Genomic DNA, 16,079 nt, shown 5'->3' on the forward strand with positions numbered 1-16,079 from the left:
CGAGCGCGTACATTAATCAGTGTTTCCCTAGCCCCAGTCGTTCCGCGGCTTGTGCGCCAGGACCTGCACCACCGCGCCGCGCCCGGTGTGGAAACGCCCCTCGATCACGTCGCGTTCGCGTTCCACGGCCTCTTCGAACTCCAGCCCTTCCAGTTCCTCGGTCAGCGCCTCCCGCGTCATCATCAACTCCGCAGTGGGCGGGCCTCCCGTGCCCCATTCGAGTTGCGCCGGTGTATAGGCCTCGAGGATGAACACCCCGCCCGGGCGCAGGCCCGCGACCACCTCGGCGTGCAGGCGGCGCCGAACGTCCGGGGGCAAATGGCAAAAGATCGATACGATCAGATCCCAGGAGTCCGGCTCGATCGCGTAATCGGCAAGATCCGCCACCAGGGTCTCGATCTGCACCCCCCGGTCCTCGGCCAGGCGCTGGGCCTTCTGCAGGCCGACCGCGGAGCTGTCCACCGCCAGCACGTCGAACCCCTGCTGCGCCAGGAACACCGCGTTGCGGCCCTCCCCCTCGGCCAGGCACAGGGCCCGCCCGCGCGGCACGTTGGCCACTGCCGCGCGCAGAAAATCATTCGGTTCAGTGCCGTAGACGTAGTCGTCCTCGGCGTAGCGTTCATCCCACATCCCTGCTCTCCTTCCGTTCCCGGGAATCTGTCCATTCGTGCCGTCTGCCAGGCACTCCTGACGTGGCGCGTGCTTGCGCTCGCGCGATTGCCGGAACCCCGGCTTTACCCTACTCTTGCGCGTCCCCAAGGACTCCAACGATCTTCGACACCATGAGCGAAACCCCCACGCTGCGTGCACGCCTGGAACACTTTATCGAGGCCCGGCTGACCCAGCGCTTCATCATTGGCCTGATCCTGCTGAACGCCCTGACCCTGGGACTCGAGACCTCGGACACCGTGATGGGCTGGATGGGCCCGGTGATCCTGAGTGCGGACGCCATCATCCTGTCGATCTTCACCGCCGAGGTGCTGGCCAAGCTGTTCGTCTACCGCCTGCGGTTCTGGCGCAACCCGTGGAACGTGTTCGATTTCTTCGTGGTGGGGATCGCACTGATCCCGGCCTCGGGGCCATTCTCCGTGCTGCGCGTGCTGCGTCTGTTGCGCCTGGTCTCCATGGTGCCGAAGCTGCGCTTCATCGTAGAGGCGCTGCTGCGGGCGATCCCCGGCATCATCTCCATCATGGGATTGCTGGTGCTGATCTTCTACGTGTTCGCGATCATCGCTACCGGCCTGTTTGGTGAATCCTTCCCGCAGAAGTTCGGCACACTCGGCGCCACCATGTACAGCCTGTTCCAGGTGATGACGCTGGAGGGCTGGTCCGAGGACATCGCCCGCCCGGTGATGGACATCTACCCCTGGGCCTGGGCGTTCTTCGTGCCCTTCATCCTGATCGCCACCTTCACCGTGCTGAACCTGTTCATCGCCATCATCGTGGACGCCATGCAGCGCATGCACGACCGCTCGATGGAGATCGAGCAGCAGATGATCCATGACAGCGTGCACGAAGAGAACCAGGCCCTGCACGCGGAGATCCACGAGATACAGCAGGAAACCCTCAAGCTCCAGGAACGCCTGACCCGCATGCAGACCATGCTGGAGAAGCGCGTGCGGTGATCAGGCGCGAAGCCTCCCGTCCGCTGTGATGCGAACGGGAGGCTTGGTTGCAAGCACCCTCCCACAGGGGCCAGGAAAGGCCCCGCGGGCCCGGCGAGATCAGGCGCTGACGGCGGCTGACTCCACGGCGCGCTCGCCCAGGCGGCGGCCCGTGGCGTTGAGCACGGCCTGCAGGGTGGCGGCCGTGGTGTCCTCGCCCAGGGCGACGCCCACGGAGCGTTCGCCATCGACCTGCACGTCCACGGCGGCCATGGCGCGCGCCTCGGTGCCGGACTCCATCGCGTGCTCGTCGAAATGGGTGACCTTCACCTGCACGCCACGCTCGGCCTCCATGGCGGAGGTCAGCGCCGCGACCGCGCCGTGGCCCTCGCCCCGCAGGCGGGATTCACGCCCGGGCGGGCCCATAGTCGCATCCAGCCGCACCACAGGACCGTCCTTCTCGATCTCGTAACGCACCAGATCCCAGCCGGTAACCGGCGTCAGGTAATGCTTTTCGAACAGCTCGTGGATGCGCTTCGAGGAGACCTCGATCTGCGAGGTCTCGGCATCCTTCTGCACGATGCGGGCGAACTCGATCGCCAGCCAGCGCGGCAATTCGATGCCGTAGTCGCGCTCCAGCACATGCGTGACCCCACCCTTGCCGGACTGGCTGTTGATGCGCACGACCTCCTCGTAACGCCGGCCCAGATCGCTCGGGTCGATCGGCAGGTAGGGCACGTTCCAGTGGCCGCCCTTCTCCTTGTAATGCGCCAGGCCCTTGCGGATCGCGTCCTGGTGGCTGCCGGAGAAGGCGGTGTAGACCAGCTCGCCCGCCCACGGGTGGCGCGGGTTGATGGGCATGTCGGTGCACTCCTTGTACACGTCCATCAGCCGCTCCATGTCGGACAGGTCAATGGTCGGGTCAATGCCCTGCGAGTACAGGTTCATGCCGACGGTGACCAGATCCATGTTGCCGGTGCGCTCGCCATTGCCGAACAGCGTGCCCTCCAGGCGATCGGCCCCGGCCAGCAGCCCCAGCTCGGCCGCGGCCACACCGGTGCCCCGGTCGTTGTGCGTATGCAGCGACACGCAGAAATGCTCGCGGTACTGCACGTGGTCGCAGAACCACTCGACCTGGTCGGCAAAGACGTTCGGCGTGGCGGACTCGACCGTGGCCGGCAGGTTGATCACGACCTTCTGGCCCTGGTCCGGGCGCCAGATCGCATTCACCGCATCGACCACCTCGACCGCGTGGTCCAGCTCGGTGGTGGAGAAGCTCTCCGGCGAGTACTGGAAGATCCAGTCGGTCTGGGGGTACTTCGCCGCGTAATCCCGCACCCAGCGTGCACCGTTCTCGGCAATGCCGCGCACGCCGTCGCGATCCATGCGGAAGACCTGCTCGCGCTGCGCCGGGTTGGTGGAGTTGTACACGTGCACCACCGCGCGCGGGGCGCCCTCCAGCGCCGCGAAGGTCTTCTGGATCAGGTCCTCGCGCGCCTGGGTCAGCACCTGGATGTACACGCCCTCGGGGATGCGGTCTTCATCGATCAGGCGGCGGGTAAAGTCGTAGTCGATCTGCGAGGCGGCCGGGAAGCCGATCTCGATCTCGGTCAGACCGATTTCCACCAGCACCTCGAAGAAGCGCATCTTCTGTTCCACGCTCATCGGGTGCACCAGCGCCTGGTTGCCGTCGCGCAGATCCACCGCGCAGAAACGCGGGGCGGCCGTGGTGCGCTGGGCCGGCCAGCGGCGATCGGACTTGTCGATCGGCGGGAACGGGGCGTACTTGGTGTGATCGAAGGCCATCGTGTTCGTCTCCTGTAAGGGGCGCGGCCTCGCCGTGTGGTCGGGTGCCGCGCTCCGGATTTCTATCTGTGCATTATCCTAACGCATTGTCCCCGGCATAACCTTGCGTTTTTCCCAAATAACGCAATAGTTGCGCACTATCCTTGCGCAATAAAGCCAATATAGAGCAAGATTCAACCATGAAACCCGAACCGCACCGACTCGACCGCTATGACCGCCGCATCCTCGAGATCCTGCAGGAGGATGCGAGCCTGTCCAATCAGGCCCTGGCCGATCGCGTGGGGCTCAGCCCCTCCCCCTGCCTGCGTCGGGTGCGTGCCCTGGAACAGGCCGGCGTCCTGTTGAGCCGCGTGGCCCTGCTGGATCGGCGCAGCCTGGGGTTGGAGCTGACCGCCCTGATCCATATCGGCATGGACCGCCACACCCCGGAGCGCTTCGCCCACTTCGAGGAGACCGTGGCGAGCTACCCCGAGGTCCAGCACTGCTACCTGATCACTGGCCAGTCCGCCGACTACATGCTGCAGGTGGTCGTCCCCGACATGGATGCCTACCAGGAATTCCTGCTGCGCCGCATCACCCGCCTGGAGGGCGTGGACAGCGTCCATTCCAGCTTCGTGCTGCGCCGCGTGGTCGACCGCACTGCCCTGCCACTGGACTACACCCCCACCTGAACACCACCTCAAACCCAGGACGGGTTGACCACGAAGGCACGAAGAAAGGCAACGGCCGGCAGGATGTGATGAGCGAAGCGAAGCGCATCGTGTAGCCATCCCAAGGGTGGCGAGGTTCCCGGATCGATGCGTTTCGCTTCGCTCAACAGCATCCTACGCCCGGGTCTCGACACCTCCTTGGGTTTTCTCCGTAACCCTCTGTGGCGCAACCGCCCTTGACCTTCTTCGTGCGCTTCGTGGTGGAACAAACCGGCTTCGATGAACCTTCTTTGGCTTTCTCCGTGCGCTCTATCGTGCAGTCGCCCTTGCCCTCCAGCGAACCACCCCTGTACTGTATATATAGACAGTAACTGGAGGGTGCCCCGTGTCGCTCACTGCACGCCAGCAAGCCATCTTCGACTACATCGCCGAGACCATCGCCACCCAGGGCACGGCACCGACCCGCAGCGAGATCGCCCGGGCCTTCGGCTTCCGCTCGCCCTACGCGGCCGAGTGCCATCTGAAAGCCCTGGAGAAGAAAGGCGCGATCGAACTGCTGGGCGGCACCTCCCGCGGCATACGCCTGCCGGGCGCCGCCCGTGGCGCACCGGCCGAACTCCCTCTGGTCGGGCGCGTCGCCGCCGGCTCGCCGATCCTTGCCACCGAGCATATCGAGCGCCACTATCGGGTCGACGACGCCCTGTTCCGCGCCCGCCCGGACTATCTCCTGCGCGTACACGGCGAGAGCATGCGCGACGCCGGCATCCTCGACGGCGACCTGCTGGCCGTGCGCCAGACCCCGGAGGCCCGGCCCGGCCAGATCGTGGTCGCCCGCATCGAGGACGAAGTCACCGTCAAGCGCTTCGCGCAGGACGGCCCGAAGGTGCGCCTGCTCCCGGAGAACCCCGACTTCGCCCCCATCGAGATCGACCTCGAGCGCCAGGACCTGGCCATCGAGGGCATCGGCGTGGGCGTACTGCGCGATCTCGACCCGCAGGCCTAGGGAAACACTGACTCATGTACACACTCGCGTTGGCACCCCAGGTTTTCCGAGACCAGGCGCGTCGTGCAGCGGGTAGTGGTTCTACCCGCCCGTTTTTGATGGATTCGGGGCGCAACGCAGGATCGGGAAACCTGGGGCACCAACCCCACAAGCGATTGAACGACGGGGCTCGGCCGCCCGTTGTTGACGAAAACGGGCGCGCGCACGGCGTTGCGGCTCCCTTGTGCAGAATGACTGCACGGCAGTCACCGCGCCTTGTTCGCACGCAAAAGCGACTCGAGCGCGAGCGTGTACATGAATCAGTGTTTCCCTAAGCCATGAGCGCGCTGGATACCCTGCTCGACCACCCGGCGCTCTGGCGCGGCCGCAGTGCGGCTCCGGCCACGGATGCCCCGGTCTGGCCCAGCGGCCATGCCGAGCTGGACCGGGCCCTGGGCGGCGGCTGGCCACGCGGCCAGTTGATCGAACTGCTGGGCGCCCCGTTCGGCTGTGGCGAGACCCGGCTGCTGGTCCCCATGCTCGCCGCCTGCGGCCGCGACGGCTACTGGATCGCGCTGATCGCACCGCCGGCCACGCCCTGGCTACCCGGCTGGCAGACACTCGGCATCCCGCCGGAGCGAGTCCTCCTGATCCATACCGAGCATGATCGCGACACCCTGTGGGCCGGTGAGCAGTGCCTGCGCGACCCGGCGTTCGGCGTCCTGCTCGCCTGGCTGCGCGGCCCCGTGGAGACGGCCCTGCTGCGCCGGTTGCGTCTGGCTGCCAGCGAGAGCCGGGCCTGCGCGATCCTGTACCGGCCACCAAACGCCGCGGCACAGCCTTCGCCGGCCCACCAGCGCCTGCGCTGGCAGCCCGCGGCCTCCGGCCTGGAACTGCACTGCCTGAAGGGGGCCGGCCACTGGGCCCGCTCCGGCCACCCCCTGCAGGTTCCCGAACCACCGGAGGCCTGAGATGGGCCAGCCTGCCCGTCCCTCGCGTGCGGCCACACACCCGGAGCCGGTCCGACAACAACTGAGCCTGCTTCCGGCCGCAGCCCTGCCCGCCACCGCACCCCGGCCACCGGAGACACATACCGCCAACCGCGCCGCACGGCCGCGGCAGGAACACTGGATGGCAATCGACCTGCCGCACCTTGCGCTGGACGCGCTGGCCCGGACGGAGCCGGACGCCGGGCGGCTTCAGCGCCCCCTGCTGGTGGTGGAATCCGACCCTGCCCCCCGGGTGCACACCGCCAACCGCGCCGCCCGCCGCGCGGGCGCCCGGCCCGGCATGGCGCTGGGGGATGCCCTGGCGGTGCTGGATACCCCGGAACTGGTCGAGCATGCCCCGGACACCCTGCAGGCCCAACTGGAGATGCTGGCCGGCGTACTGCTGCGGTTCTCCGACCACGTGCATCCGGAGCCGGAGGCACAGCGCATCCTGGTGGAGGTCGGGCGCAGCCGCCGCCTGTTCGGCGGCCTCGAGGCCCTGCGCCACCAGGCGCGGGACACCCTGACCGAACTAGGCTTCCATCCCCGTATCGGCCTGGCCCGCAGCCCCGCCGCCGCGCGCCTGCTGGCCCGCCTGCGCAACCCCGCGATCGCGGAAGACCCCGAGGCCCTGCGCCGCATCCTGTCCCCGGTTCCGCTGGAGGCCCTGCCACTGGCCACCGCGACCCGCGAAGGCCTGCGCGCCGTGGGCCTGCGCCAATTGGGCGATCTGCTGCGCCTGTCGCGCCCCGAACTGGCCCGACGCCACGGACCGGAGTTGCTGGACCTGCTGGACCGACTGCTGGCGCGGCGCGCGGAGACCCTGCCCCGCTTTGCGCCACCCCCGGTGCTGGATCTGTCCCTGCGCCTGGAGCACGAGATCCACGCCACGGCGACCCTGGCCTTCCCGCTCAAGCGGCTGCTGCGCCAGGCCGAGGCGCAGTTGCGCGGCCTGAACCGCAGCCTGCAGGGGATGACACTGGAACTGGCCCACCGCGAGGCGTGTACCCGCATCTCACTGGAGCGCGGGCAGCCGGGCATTCGCACCGACGAGTGGCTGCCCCTGTGGCAGACCCGACTGGATCGCGAGACCCTGCCGGAGGCGGTGATCGGCCTGCGCCTGCAGGCACCCCGCTTGCTGGACCCACCGGCGCGGGGCGACAGTCTGCTCGCCGCAGACCCGGCGAGCAGACCACCGGCCGATCAGCTACCCGCCGTGCTGGCTCGCCTGCGCGCCCGGCTGGGCGAGCAGGCCGTCGCCCGTCTGATCAACCGCCGCACACCGAGACCGGAGGATGCCCAGCGGCCGCGACACGATCTCGCCACCACCCCGGCCCCCACCGCTCCAACCCCGGGCCAACGGGCCTGCGGAACGGCCCTCTGGCTACAGGGCCCCGAGCCCGCCGCGCCCCCCGACCAGCCCCAATGGCTGGGACGACTGGAAGACGGCTGGTGGGATCACGGCCAGGACGCGCGCCGCGACTACGCTTGCAGCCGCGACCGTCAGGGCCGCCGGCTCTGGCTGTACCGCTGCCTGCGCAGCGGCCAGTGGTATCGCCAGGGTTACTGGGGCTGAGGGGGGGACGCCGCGTCAGCGGTGGTATTCGCCCGCGCGCTCCGGCTGGTACTCGACCTCCTCGATGCGCACGTGCATCTGCCCCCCGCCCGGGCGCGGCCACTCGATCTCGTCGCCCTCGGACAGGCCCAGCAGCGCACTGCCCACCGGCGCCAGGATCGACAGCGTGCCGCCACTCTCGTCCACATCACGTGGGTACACCAGTGTCATCGAGAACTCGTCACCGGACTCGATCACCCGGAACCGGACCTTCGAGTTCATCGTCACCACCGAACCCGGAACCTCGTGCGAATCCACGACATCCGCGCGATCCAGTTCGGACTCGAGATCGGCCTTGCCGGGAAAACTGCCATCCGGAAGCGACTCCAGCAGCTTGTCCAGGCGCTCCATGTCCGTGGTGGAGACAATGATCTTCGGCTTGTTCACTTTCTTACTCCAGAATGCAGAACGCGCCTCCGGGGAGACGCGCCAGGCAAATAATATTCAGGGAATTTCCGCAAACCGGGAAACTTACTCGGGAGACTAGCCAAGACCCGGCAAAAAAGCCATAGCGCCCATCACAGTCCTCGTAAGCGGGAGCCGCACACAGGGAGACGCTGATTAATTCGCACGTCCGCGCTCGATCGATTTTGCTCGCTGACAAGGCGCGGTGAGCGAAGTGTAGCCGAGCTACATAAGCAAGCCGCAACGCGGTCAACGGGCCCATTTTCGTCAACAACGGGCGACCGAGCCCTCAAGGGGTTGGCGCCCCATTTTCCCCGATCCTGCGTTGCGGCGTTTGACCGTAGAGTGACTACGGCGCTGCGCACCGCACCTTGTCTCGGAAAAAATGGGGCACCAACGCGGACGTGCGAATTAATCAGCGTCTCCCTAGCCTTTGCCTTGCGCCCTCACCGAGGCCAGGTCTCCCGCCACGCCGCGTAGCCCCCGCGCAGCACATGCGCATTGATACCCATCGTGCGCAGGCTGTCGGCCACGAGCTGGGACCGGCCGCGACCGCCACAGAACACCACGACGGGCTGGTCCGCATCCGCCATATGAGACTCGATACCGGCCTCTAGCTTGGGCCGCGGGATGTTGATCGCACCCTCGATCGTCCCCGCGGCCGCCTCCTCGGGCTGGCGCACATCCACCAGCAGAAACGGTTTCTCTTGCTCGAGCCAGCGCGCCACCTCCCCTGGTTCCAGATGCGGCAGGCTTTGTTCCAGCTCGCGAATACGCTTCTCGAAAAGACTCACAGGAGGACTCCGTTGGCTGCGTGAACCGCAAGTTTAGCGCGCGCCCGGGTCACAACGACGGACGTACTAGCAGTGGGACCACCCGAAGGGTGAACAGGACCAACCCGACCAGCGCCGCCACCGCACCCACCGCCGTTAACATCGCAATGCCCAGGATCCAGCCGAGCCCCATGCCCAGCACGGCCAGATGCACCAGGATCTGCGGCGTCCAGGCCCACAGCCAGCCACTGGCGATCGGGTGGCCGGTAAAGCGCGGCAGCATGTGCTCGCCAAGCCCCATGATCAGCAACAGAAGAAAACCCAGGGTAAAGCCATGCAGCGCGGCCGGACGCGCCGCACCCTCGAGGAAGAACCCGCCCAGTGGCAACGCGGCACCCGCAATCAGCAGCCAGATCATCGCGCCCAGCACCGAGGCCCGGCTGGAGGCCGACAACCCCAGCCCGACATGGCGCGCGGCCTTCTGTGTGCGTTCCGGGGCCTCCGCCACCAGTGCGGACGCGGCGGTGCGATCCAGCAGCCCGATGTGCTTGAGCTCGCCATCCACCACCACGGCCGGGATCGACCGGATGCGCAGCCGGGTCGCCAGTTCGCGCCCTTCGGGCTGGCCCATGTCGACCACCGCGAAGTCGATCTGTTTGTTTTCCGCCACCTCGCGCCAGATGCGCTCGGCATCGTGGCAGGAGGCGCACCATTCGGACACCAGCAGTTCCACTTTCATGATCCCGCCCTCAGTCCGCGCAGCGCATGCAGTGGATGTCGTAGCGATCGACCCATTGTTTCAGACCGGCAATCGCCTCGGCCCCGGTATGTAGCCGCTCCAGCGCCGCTTCCGGATCGTCCGGGCGCATCACCACGACCCAGGCATCGGTATAGGGGGCCACGTTCACCAGCCCCGGATCGGCCTCCACGGCCGGATTGATGCGCTCAATGGTGCCGTCGAACGGCGTAGGGATGCCCCCCGCCCACTTGCCGGACTCCAGCCGCGCCACCGGCTTGCCCGCGGCGCGGTGCGAACCCGGCTTGCGAAAGCGGAAGTACTGCACCCGCCCCGCCATGGTCTGGGCGGGATCGGTAATCCCGAGGGTAAAGGTGCCGTCGTCCTCCGGACGGACCCAGACATAGTCCAGGTCATAGAACAGGTCGTCCGGCAACTCGCAGCCGTTGTATTCCGTATGACTCATTACGCCCCCTTCGGACCGTAGTGACGCACGGTGAGTGCAATGTTCAGTGCGAACAGGATCATCGCCCCCCAGGCCATCGCCCCGCCGACCGCGACGGTCGGGTTATGAAAGACCAGCCAGCCCGCGATCATCACCAGGAGCCCGAGATTGGCCAGCAGGAACTGCACATGGCCCAGGCGCTCGGAGAACAGCGAACGTCCGGAAAAGCGCGGCAACACATGCAGACCCACGCCATAGATCATCATGGTCACGAACCCCAGCAGCATCAGGTGGCCATGGATGCGCGGCACATTGCCGGGGATCAGGCCGGGATGGGCCAGCCAGAGGATGCCGAGCAGCCCGCCCAGCAGGGCATAGGCGAGGGCCGCGAGGATGAACATCCGGTTCCGAGGGTGCATCAAAAGCTCCAGGCCAGGTTTCGCACAGCATACTTTAAGCTATATTCAATTTACATTGATCGAGATCAAGACGGGGCGCGAGCGCTTCGGCGAAAGTCGCCTGCTTGTTGACCACTCTGCGAAGGTCCGATACCCCATGCACGCGCAACTCCACGAAAGTGTTCCCGGATTCCAGCAGCCCATCGAGTTGCTGCGGGCGTGCCATCGCCGAATCCTCAACTCTCTGGACATCCTCGAGCGCCTGCCCGCCCATTTGGCCGACAAAGGCGCCGACGAAGAGGCCCGAGGCGCCGCGCAACGGGTCCTGAACTACTTTCACGAGGCAGCGCCCAACCACCACGCGGACGAGGACCAGGACCTGTTCCCCGTGCTGCGCCAGCACTGTGGCCACCCCGAGAGTCATCCGCAATTGTGCGAATGGCTGGACCGCCTGACCGCCGAACATGACGAGATCGAGGCCGGCTGGGATCGACTGGAGCCGGCCCTGCAACGCATCGCCGCGGGCCAGCCGGCGGACCTCGACGGGGCCGACGCCTGGATACGCCAATACCGCATCCACCTCGATCTGGAAGAGCGCGCCGTACTCCCCTTTGCCGAGCACCTGCTAGGCCCGGAAGACCGCCGCGCCATCGGTGCCGCCATGGCCGCACGCCGGGGCATCACGGGCGCAGACCGTGGCTGATTTCGTACTCGACCTCCGCGGCCTGGCCGAGCATGCCCACACCCGCGCGTACTACACCCTGCGCGAACTGCGCAGCGGTCAGGTCTTCGAGGTCTGGCTGGATCAGGAACCGAAGATGCTGATGGACGCGGTCAGCCTGCAGCTGCGTCAGGCCATCCACTGGCGGGTGCTCGAAGACGGCCCGCCCTTGTGGAAGCTCGCGGTACAACGCCGCGAGGACGTCGCCCCGGTGGACCTGGTCGACCTGCTGGAACGCGATCACCTGCGCATCGACCGCCTGTTCGCCAGCGCCCTGCACAAGGTCAACGCCGGCGACCTCGAAGGCGCAGCGCCGGATTTCCACGCCTATGTCGACGGCCTGCGGCGCCACGTGGAGGTGGAAAACGACCTGATCGTCCCCCTGCTGGACCTGCCCCGCAGCCCGAACGGCCAGGATCCCACCTCGATCATGCTGCGCGAGCACGACGAGATCCTGGAACAGACCGCGATGCTGGAACACGAATTCAGCGAAGGCGTGGACGAGGCCTGGGCCGTGGCCCCGTTCTTCGCCCTGATCTCCGGCGCGCTGGCCAAGCACGAAGGCCGCGAGGAACAGAACCTGTTCCCGCACTGGAGCCGCGCCCTGCGCGAACAGCCCGATGCCGCCGCCGAGTTGCTTGAACGCGCCCAGACCCTGCTAACGGCACCCGACCCGGCACCCCACAGCAACTGAGCGCCCCGCATGGCTGCGCGGCCGCCGCAGCCCGGCACTCGAGTCAATCCACGGCTTCCCGGGCGCGATGCGGCGCCGACAGGCGCGCCAGCGCCCAAAGCCCCAGCAACGGGCCGGGCAGCAACAGCCACAGGACCCAAACCCCGCCATCCGCCCATAACCAGCCGGTCAGCCAGATGCCCGGCAAGGTCAGCGCAAAGCCGATCGCATTCATCACGCTCAACGCGGAACCCACGGCATCCTCCGGCGCGCTGTCCGCGGCCAGCGCGGAGAACTGGGGCGAGTCCGCGATCACCGTGAGCCCCCACAGCGCCAGGAGGCCGAACAGCAACCAGGGCGACTGCCCCGCAAGCAGCGGGTACAGCAGACAGGCCAGGCCCGAGGTTGCCAGTGCCACCCGCGCCACACGCAGGCTTCCCAGGCCCCGACTCAGGCGCCCACCCCAGACACAGCCCGCCAGCCCCAGCGCGATCACGCCAAAGGCCAGCCACGGAATCAGGACCGCATCGGCCTCCATCCGTGCAAGCTCACGGGCGACCAGCAGAGGCACCAGCGTCCAGAACGCATACAGTTCCCAGCAGTGCCCGAAGTAGCCCCCGGCCACGGCGCGAAAATCCCGCCGTGCCAGGGCATAGAAGCCCTTCCCGAGCCCCGGCGTGCGCCCCGGTGGCGGCAGATGCGGGCCATCCCCCAGACGCAGGATCATCAGCGCGGCCAGCAGGGCCAGGCCCGAGGCCAGAAGCACGGGCACCGCCCACGGGAAATCGAGCGTGGCGCCACGCAGCAGATGCGGGAGCGCGGTCCCCAGGGTCAGCATTCCGAGCAGCCAGGACAGCGCCCAGCCCTTGTACTGCGGGGTCCAGCCGATCACCAGCTTCATGCCCAGCGGATAGACCCCGGCCAGTGCCAGCCCGACCAGAAAGCGCGTCAGCAGGGCCAGCTCCCAGACGCCGGCGAGCAGGATGAAGACGGCGTTGAGCCCGGCCCCGAAAAGCGCCGAAATGGCGAACACACGACTGGCGCGAAAGCGATCCGCCAGCCCCGTGGCGGCGACCGCCAGGGTCCCGGTGATGAAACCGAGCTGGGTGGCCATCGTCAGCCAGCCGATCTCGGCGGGCGACCACCCCAGTGCCTGCTGCAGCGACAGCCCAACCCCGTTGACCGAAAACCACAGTGACGTCCCGAACAGCTGCGCCACCACGATCACCGCCAGCGGATGGCGGCGGATCATGTCAGCCATCGAGGGATGCCGCCCCGAAGGACACCACGCGGCTCAACGACTGGCGCCGCGTATCCAGCGCTTCAGCAACGCGACCAGGGCACCCCCGGAGACCAGGCCCAGCAGGTAGATTCCGACAATCAGCAGCGCCAGTGGCAGGGTTACGTACAGGGTGAGGAAGTTGAGCGTTACGAGACGCAGGTTCTGGATCGCAAAGATCGCAACCACCGCGACGAACACGATAATCAACAGGGTGTACAGGTAACGCATGGGACCTCCCTGGTCAGTCGGACATGCCTCTCAGGTTCCGGCGCCCCGCCGCGGGCGTCAACCGGCCGGGCGGTGGGTTTCAGGCCTCGGCGTGGGTGCAGTGCCGCCGCACCGGACAGGCATCACAGCGCGGCCGCGGCCGGCAACGCTCCTTGCCATGTTCCACGATCAGCGCATGCAGGTCGTTCAGCGCCGCCACATCCGGCCCCAGTGCCACCTCGACGTGCTCGCGCAGCGCATCGTACGGAGCCCGTGCCTGCGGCAGGTCCAGACGCTCGAACAACCGGCGGGTATAGGCATCCACCACGAACACCGGGCGCCCGAAGGCGTACAGCACGATATCGTCGGCGGTCTCCGGTCCGACACCCTTGACCCCCAGCAGCGCCGCGCGCAGCGCGTCGGTGTCCAGCGCGGCCAGCCCCTCGATCCCGCCGGATGCCTCCAGGAAGGCCAGCAGGTGGCGCAAGCGATCCGCCTTCACGTTGAAATAGCCACTGGGACGAATGTGTGCGGCCAACTCTTCCCGGCTCAGGGCCATCAAGCCCTCCGGCGACAGCGCGTCGATACCGCGCAAGTTGGCCAGCGCCTTCTCGACGTTGGTCCAGCTGGTGTTCTGCGTCAGCACCGCGCCGACCATCACCTCGAACGCCGTCTCCGCCGGCCACCACTGCAGGTCACCGTACTCCGCGCGCAGGGCATCCAGAAGCTCGGGGATCCGCACAGGCGCTACCGCTGACGGCTACCGCCCGGTTTGCCACCGCCGCCCGAGCGGCCGCCGGGTCGACCTCCCGCAGGCTTCGCGCCCCGGGAGCCGCCGCGCCCCGCGGGGGACGAAGACTTGCCCGGCTTCTTCGGCGGCGACGAACTCCAGCCGTCCTCGCGCGCCGCCCGGCTGGTGCGGGCCTTGCCCGCCGGCGCCGCCTTGCCGGGGCGTTGATCCCGCGGTTTGCCGCGCGGATCGCGTCGCGGGCCGCCGCGACCGCGCGTGCGCACGGAGTCCGGCACGGGCAGGTCCGCCGCCTCGTACAACCCGGCCACCTCGCGGGTCTCCAGATCCCGCACCGCACCGGTCTTCAGCCCGTGCCCGAGGACCACCGGCCCGTAGCGCACCCGGATCAGGCGGCTGACCGTGACCCCGACCGCATCCCACAGGCGGCGCACCAGCCGGTTGCGGCCTTCGCTGACCACCACATGAAACCAGTGATTGGCGCCTTCCCCACCCTGCTCCTCCAGACTGTCGAAACGGGCCGCGCCATCCTCCAGTTCCACGCCTTCGCGCAGCATGTCCTGGGTCGCCGGCGGCACCTCGCCCAGCACGCGCACCGCGTACTCGCGTTCCAGGGCCATGCTCGGATGCATCAGCCGGTTGGCCAGTTCGCCATCGGTGGTGAACAGCAACAGGCCCGAGGTATTCAGATCCAGCCGGCCCACGGCCACCCAGCGCTGCCCCTTCAACCGCGGCAGGCTGGCAAACACCGGCCGCCGCCCCTCGGGGTCCGAGCGGCTGCAGATCTCGCCCACCGGCTTGTGATACACGATCCACCGATGCGGATGCTCCGGGCGCCGCACGATGCGCCCGCGCACGCGGATCACGTCGTGCTCGTCGACCTGGTCGCCCAGCTTCACGGTGCGGTTGTTCACCTGCACCTCGCCGCGCTCGATCCAGCCCTCGATCTCGCGCCGCGAACCCAGCCCGCGCGCCGCCAGGACCTTCTGTACCCGCTCCGACATTCCCGGAACTCCAGCAACTCATTAAGATGGACGCCACGATACACCAACAGGACGTTGCCATGACCGATTCCGCGCCGGAAACCACGCCCGTCAAGACACCGCTGAACATCGCCGTGCTCACCGTCTCCGACAGCCGCGAACTCGCGGAGGATCGCTCCGGCGACGCCCTGGTGGAACGCCTTGAAAGCGCCGGTCACCGGCTGGCCGAGCGCAAGATCGTGAAGGACGACATCTATGCCATCCGCGCCGAACTCTCGCGCTGGATCGCCGATCCCGCTATCGACGCCGTCCTGACCACCGGCGGCACCGGCATTACCGGCCGCGACGGCACCCCCGAGGCCGTATCGGTCCTTCTGGACAAGACCATCGAGGGCTTCGGCGAGCTGTTCCGCATGCTCTCCTTCGATGAGATCGGCACCTCCAGCCTGCAGTCGCGCGCCCTGTCCGGCGTCGCCAACGGCACCTACCTCTTCGTCCTGCCCGGCTCCACCGGCGCCTGCCGCACCGCCTGGGACCGCATCATCCAGGCCCAGCTCGACGACCGCACCATGCCCTGCAACCTCACCATGCTGATGCCGCGCCTGAAGGAGGTTTGACGAGACACGATCAATCCGGGGCCGGCCCGGACTCGTCGGGCGCGAAGCATACCGGCGAGGCGCGCTCGCCCGTTGGTTCCTCCTCGGCGCGTTCGGCGTCGAGGAGAGCGCCAAGGGCCGCCGCATGGCTGTGCTCGACGTCCCGGGTGGCCGTCAGCAGCGTCAGGCGGCCGCGACGGGCATACCCCAGCAAGCGGCCCCAGGCCTCGGGAGCCGCTCCCAGTTCCGCCCGGTACCGGCGACAGAACTCGCGCCAGCGCTCCACATCGTGGCCGAACCAGCGTCGCAGGTCGGTGGACGGAGCGAGCGACTTTTCCCAGGCGTCCAGCAGGAGCGCCGACTTTTTCACCCCGCGCGGCCACAGGCGGTCGATCAGCACACGCGTCCCATCCCCGGGATCGACCGGGTCGTAGACGCGCCGGATCCGCACCTGTTCCATACGGCG

At 67.8% G+C, this 16,079-nt stretch carries 20 protein-coding genes; 8 read left to right on the forward strand and 12 right to left on the reverse strand.

Going from position 1 to position 16,079, the window contains the following annotated elements:
* Window positions 1-27: 27 nt before the first annotated feature.
* Window positions 28-630: a cyclopropane-fatty-acyl-phospholipid synthase family protein gene (locus tag D575_RS0101645; protein WP_018144168.1), complete on the reverse strand. Its 603-nt coding sequence runs from the start codon at window positions 628-630 to the stop codon at window positions 28-30.
* 152 nt (window positions 631-782) lie between these two features.
* On the opposite strand from D575_RS0101645, the gene D575_RS0101650 reads away from it, so the two are divergent.
* The gene (locus tag D575_RS0101650) at window positions 783-1,625 is read left to right on the forward strand and encodes an ion transporter (RefSeq protein WP_018144169.1); all 843 of its coding nucleotides are present in this window, start codon (window positions 783-785) and stop codon (window positions 1,623-1,625) included.
* 99 nt (window positions 1,626-1,724) lie between these two features.
* On the opposite strand, the gene D575_RS0101655 is transcribed toward D575_RS0101650, so the two are convergent.
* Window positions 1,725-3,410 carry a 2-isopropylmalate synthase gene (locus D575_RS0101655; RefSeq protein ID WP_018144170.1) on the reverse strand — a complete coding sequence of 562 codons (1,686 nt, stop codon included), beginning with the start codon at window positions 3,408-3,410 and terminating at the stop codon, window positions 1,725-1,727.
* A gap of 179 nt (window positions 3,411-3,589) precedes the next feature.
* Here D575_RS0101655 and D575_RS0101660 point away from each other — a divergent pair, with 179 nt between their 5' ends.
* From D575_RS0101660 to D575_RS0101675, 4 genes are all read left to right on the forward strand, one after another.
* Window positions 3,590-4,081, forward strand: a complete 492-nt coding sequence (locus tag D575_RS0101660) for an Lrp/AsnC family transcriptional regulator (RefSeq protein WP_018144171.1) — start codon at window positions 3,590-3,592, stop codon at window positions 4,079-4,081.
* A 364-nt stretch (window positions 4,082-4,445) separates the two neighbouring features.
* The gene (gene lexA, locus D575_RS0101665; protein WP_018144172.1) at window positions 4,446-5,063 is read left to right on the forward strand and encodes a transcriptional repressor LexA; all 618 of its coding nucleotides are present in this window, start codon (window positions 4,446-4,448) and stop codon (window positions 5,061-5,063) included.
* 317 nt (window positions 5,064-5,380) lie between these two features.
* Window positions 5,381-6,013, forward strand: a complete 633-nt coding sequence (gene imuA / locus D575_RS0101670; RefSeq protein ID WP_018144173.1) for a translesion DNA synthesis-associated protein ImuA — start codon at window positions 5,381-5,383, stop codon at window positions 6,011-6,013.
* 160 nt (window positions 6,014-6,173) lie between these two features.
* Window positions 6,174-7,607 carry a DNA polymerase Y family protein gene (locus D575_RS0101675; RefSeq protein WP_018144174.1) on the forward strand — a complete coding sequence of 478 codons (1,434 nt, stop codon included), beginning with the start codon at window positions 6,174-6,176 and terminating at the stop codon, window positions 7,605-7,607.
* Window positions 7,608-7,622: 15 nt separating this feature from the next.
* Here D575_RS0101675 and rnk read toward each other — a convergent pair whose 3' ends face one another.
* The 5 genes from rnk to D575_RS0101700 form a co-directional block, all read right to left on the reverse strand.
* On the reverse strand, window positions 7,623-8,033 hold the full coding sequence (gene rnk / locus D575_RS0101680) for a nucleoside diphosphate kinase regulator (protein WP_018144175.1): 411 nt from the start codon (window positions 8,031-8,033) through the stop codon (window positions 7,623-7,625).
* A gap of 464 nt (window positions 8,034-8,497) precedes the next feature.
* Window positions 8,498-8,845 (reverse strand): rhodanese-like domain-containing protein, encoded by a 348-nt coding sequence (locus tag D575_RS0101685; RefSeq protein WP_018144176.1) that lies wholly within the window; start codon window positions 8,843-8,845, stop codon window positions 8,498-8,500.
* 49 nt (window positions 8,846-8,894) lie between these two features.
* Window positions 8,895-9,563, reverse strand: coding sequence for a thioredoxin family protein (locus D575_RS0101690; protein WP_018144177.1), 669 nt, complete (start codon window positions 9,561-9,563; stop codon window positions 8,895-8,897).
* 10 nt (window positions 9,564-9,573) lie between these two features.
* Window positions 9,574-10,026, reverse strand: coding sequence for a glycine cleavage system protein H (locus D575_RS0101695; RefSeq protein WP_018144178.1), 453 nt, complete (start codon window positions 10,024-10,026; stop codon window positions 9,574-9,576).
* A complete protein-coding gene (locus D575_RS0101700; RefSeq protein WP_026182008.1) occupies window positions 10,026-10,424 on the reverse strand; it encodes a hypothetical protein in 399 nt (132 codons plus the stop codon). The genes D575_RS0101695 and D575_RS0101700 overlap by 1 nt, the downstream gene beginning before the upstream one ends.
* 55 nt (window positions 10,425-10,479) lie before the next feature.
* Here D575_RS0101700 and D575_RS0101705 point away from each other — a divergent pair, with 55 nt between their 5' ends.
* Entirely contained in the window at window positions 10,480-11,106 is a 627-nt protein-coding gene (locus tag D575_RS0101705) for a hemerythrin domain-containing protein (RefSeq protein ID WP_018144180.1), read from the forward strand.
* Window positions 11,099-11,818, forward strand: a complete 720-nt coding sequence (locus D575_RS0101710; protein WP_018144181.1) for a hemerythrin domain-containing protein — start codon at window positions 11,099-11,101, stop codon at window positions 11,816-11,818. The genes D575_RS0101705 and D575_RS0101710 overlap by 8 nt, the downstream gene beginning before the upstream one ends.
* Before the next feature lie 43 nt (window positions 11,819-11,861).
* On the opposite strand, the gene D575_RS0101715 is transcribed toward D575_RS0101710, so the two are convergent.
* The 4 genes from D575_RS0101715 to rluB form a co-directional block, all read right to left on the reverse strand.
* Window positions 11,862-13,049, reverse strand: coding sequence for a nitrate/nitrite transporter (locus tag D575_RS0101715; protein ID WP_018144182.1), 1,188 nt, complete (start codon window positions 13,047-13,049; stop codon window positions 11,862-11,864).
* A 42-nt stretch (window positions 13,050-13,091) separates the two neighbouring features.
* Entirely contained in the window at window positions 13,092-13,307 is a 216-nt protein-coding gene (locus tag D575_RS0101720) for a lipopolysaccharide assembly protein LapA domain-containing protein (protein WP_018144183.1), read from the reverse strand.
* Window positions 13,308-13,386: 79 nt separating this feature from the next.
* Window positions 13,387-14,028: an endonuclease III domain-containing protein gene (locus tag D575_RS0101725; protein ID WP_018144184.1), complete on the reverse strand. Its 642-nt coding sequence runs from the start codon at window positions 14,026-14,028 to the stop codon at window positions 13,387-13,389.
* Between the two features lie 5 nt (window positions 14,029-14,033).
* Entirely contained in the window at window positions 14,034-15,038 is a 1,005-nt protein-coding gene (gene rluB, locus D575_RS0101730; protein ID WP_018144185.1) for a 23S rRNA pseudouridine(2605) synthase RluB, read from the reverse strand.
* 59 nt (window positions 15,039-15,097) lie between these two features.
* On the opposite strand from rluB, the gene moaB reads away from it, so the two are divergent.
* Window positions 15,098-15,634: a molybdenum cofactor biosynthesis protein B gene (gene moaB, locus D575_RS0101735; protein WP_018144186.1), complete on the forward strand. Its 537-nt coding sequence runs from the start codon at window positions 15,098-15,100 to the stop codon at window positions 15,632-15,634.
* A 10-nt stretch (window positions 15,635-15,644) separates the two neighbouring features.
* Here the strand turns inward: moaB and D575_RS0101740 are convergent, their stop codons facing one another.
* Window positions 15,645-16,073 (reverse strand): DUF488 domain-containing protein, encoded by a 429-nt coding sequence (locus D575_RS0101740; RefSeq protein ID WP_018144187.1) that lies wholly within the window; start codon window positions 16,071-16,073, stop codon window positions 15,645-15,647.
* Window positions 16,074-16,079 lie beyond the last annotated feature (6 nt).

The sequence above is a fragment of the Thioalkalivibrio sp. AKL6 genome, assembly GCF_000376905.1.
Classification (GTDB): domain Bacteria; phylum Pseudomonadota; class Gammaproteobacteria; order Ectothiorhodospirales; family Ectothiorhodospiraceae; genus Thioalkalivibrio; species Thioalkalivibrio versutus.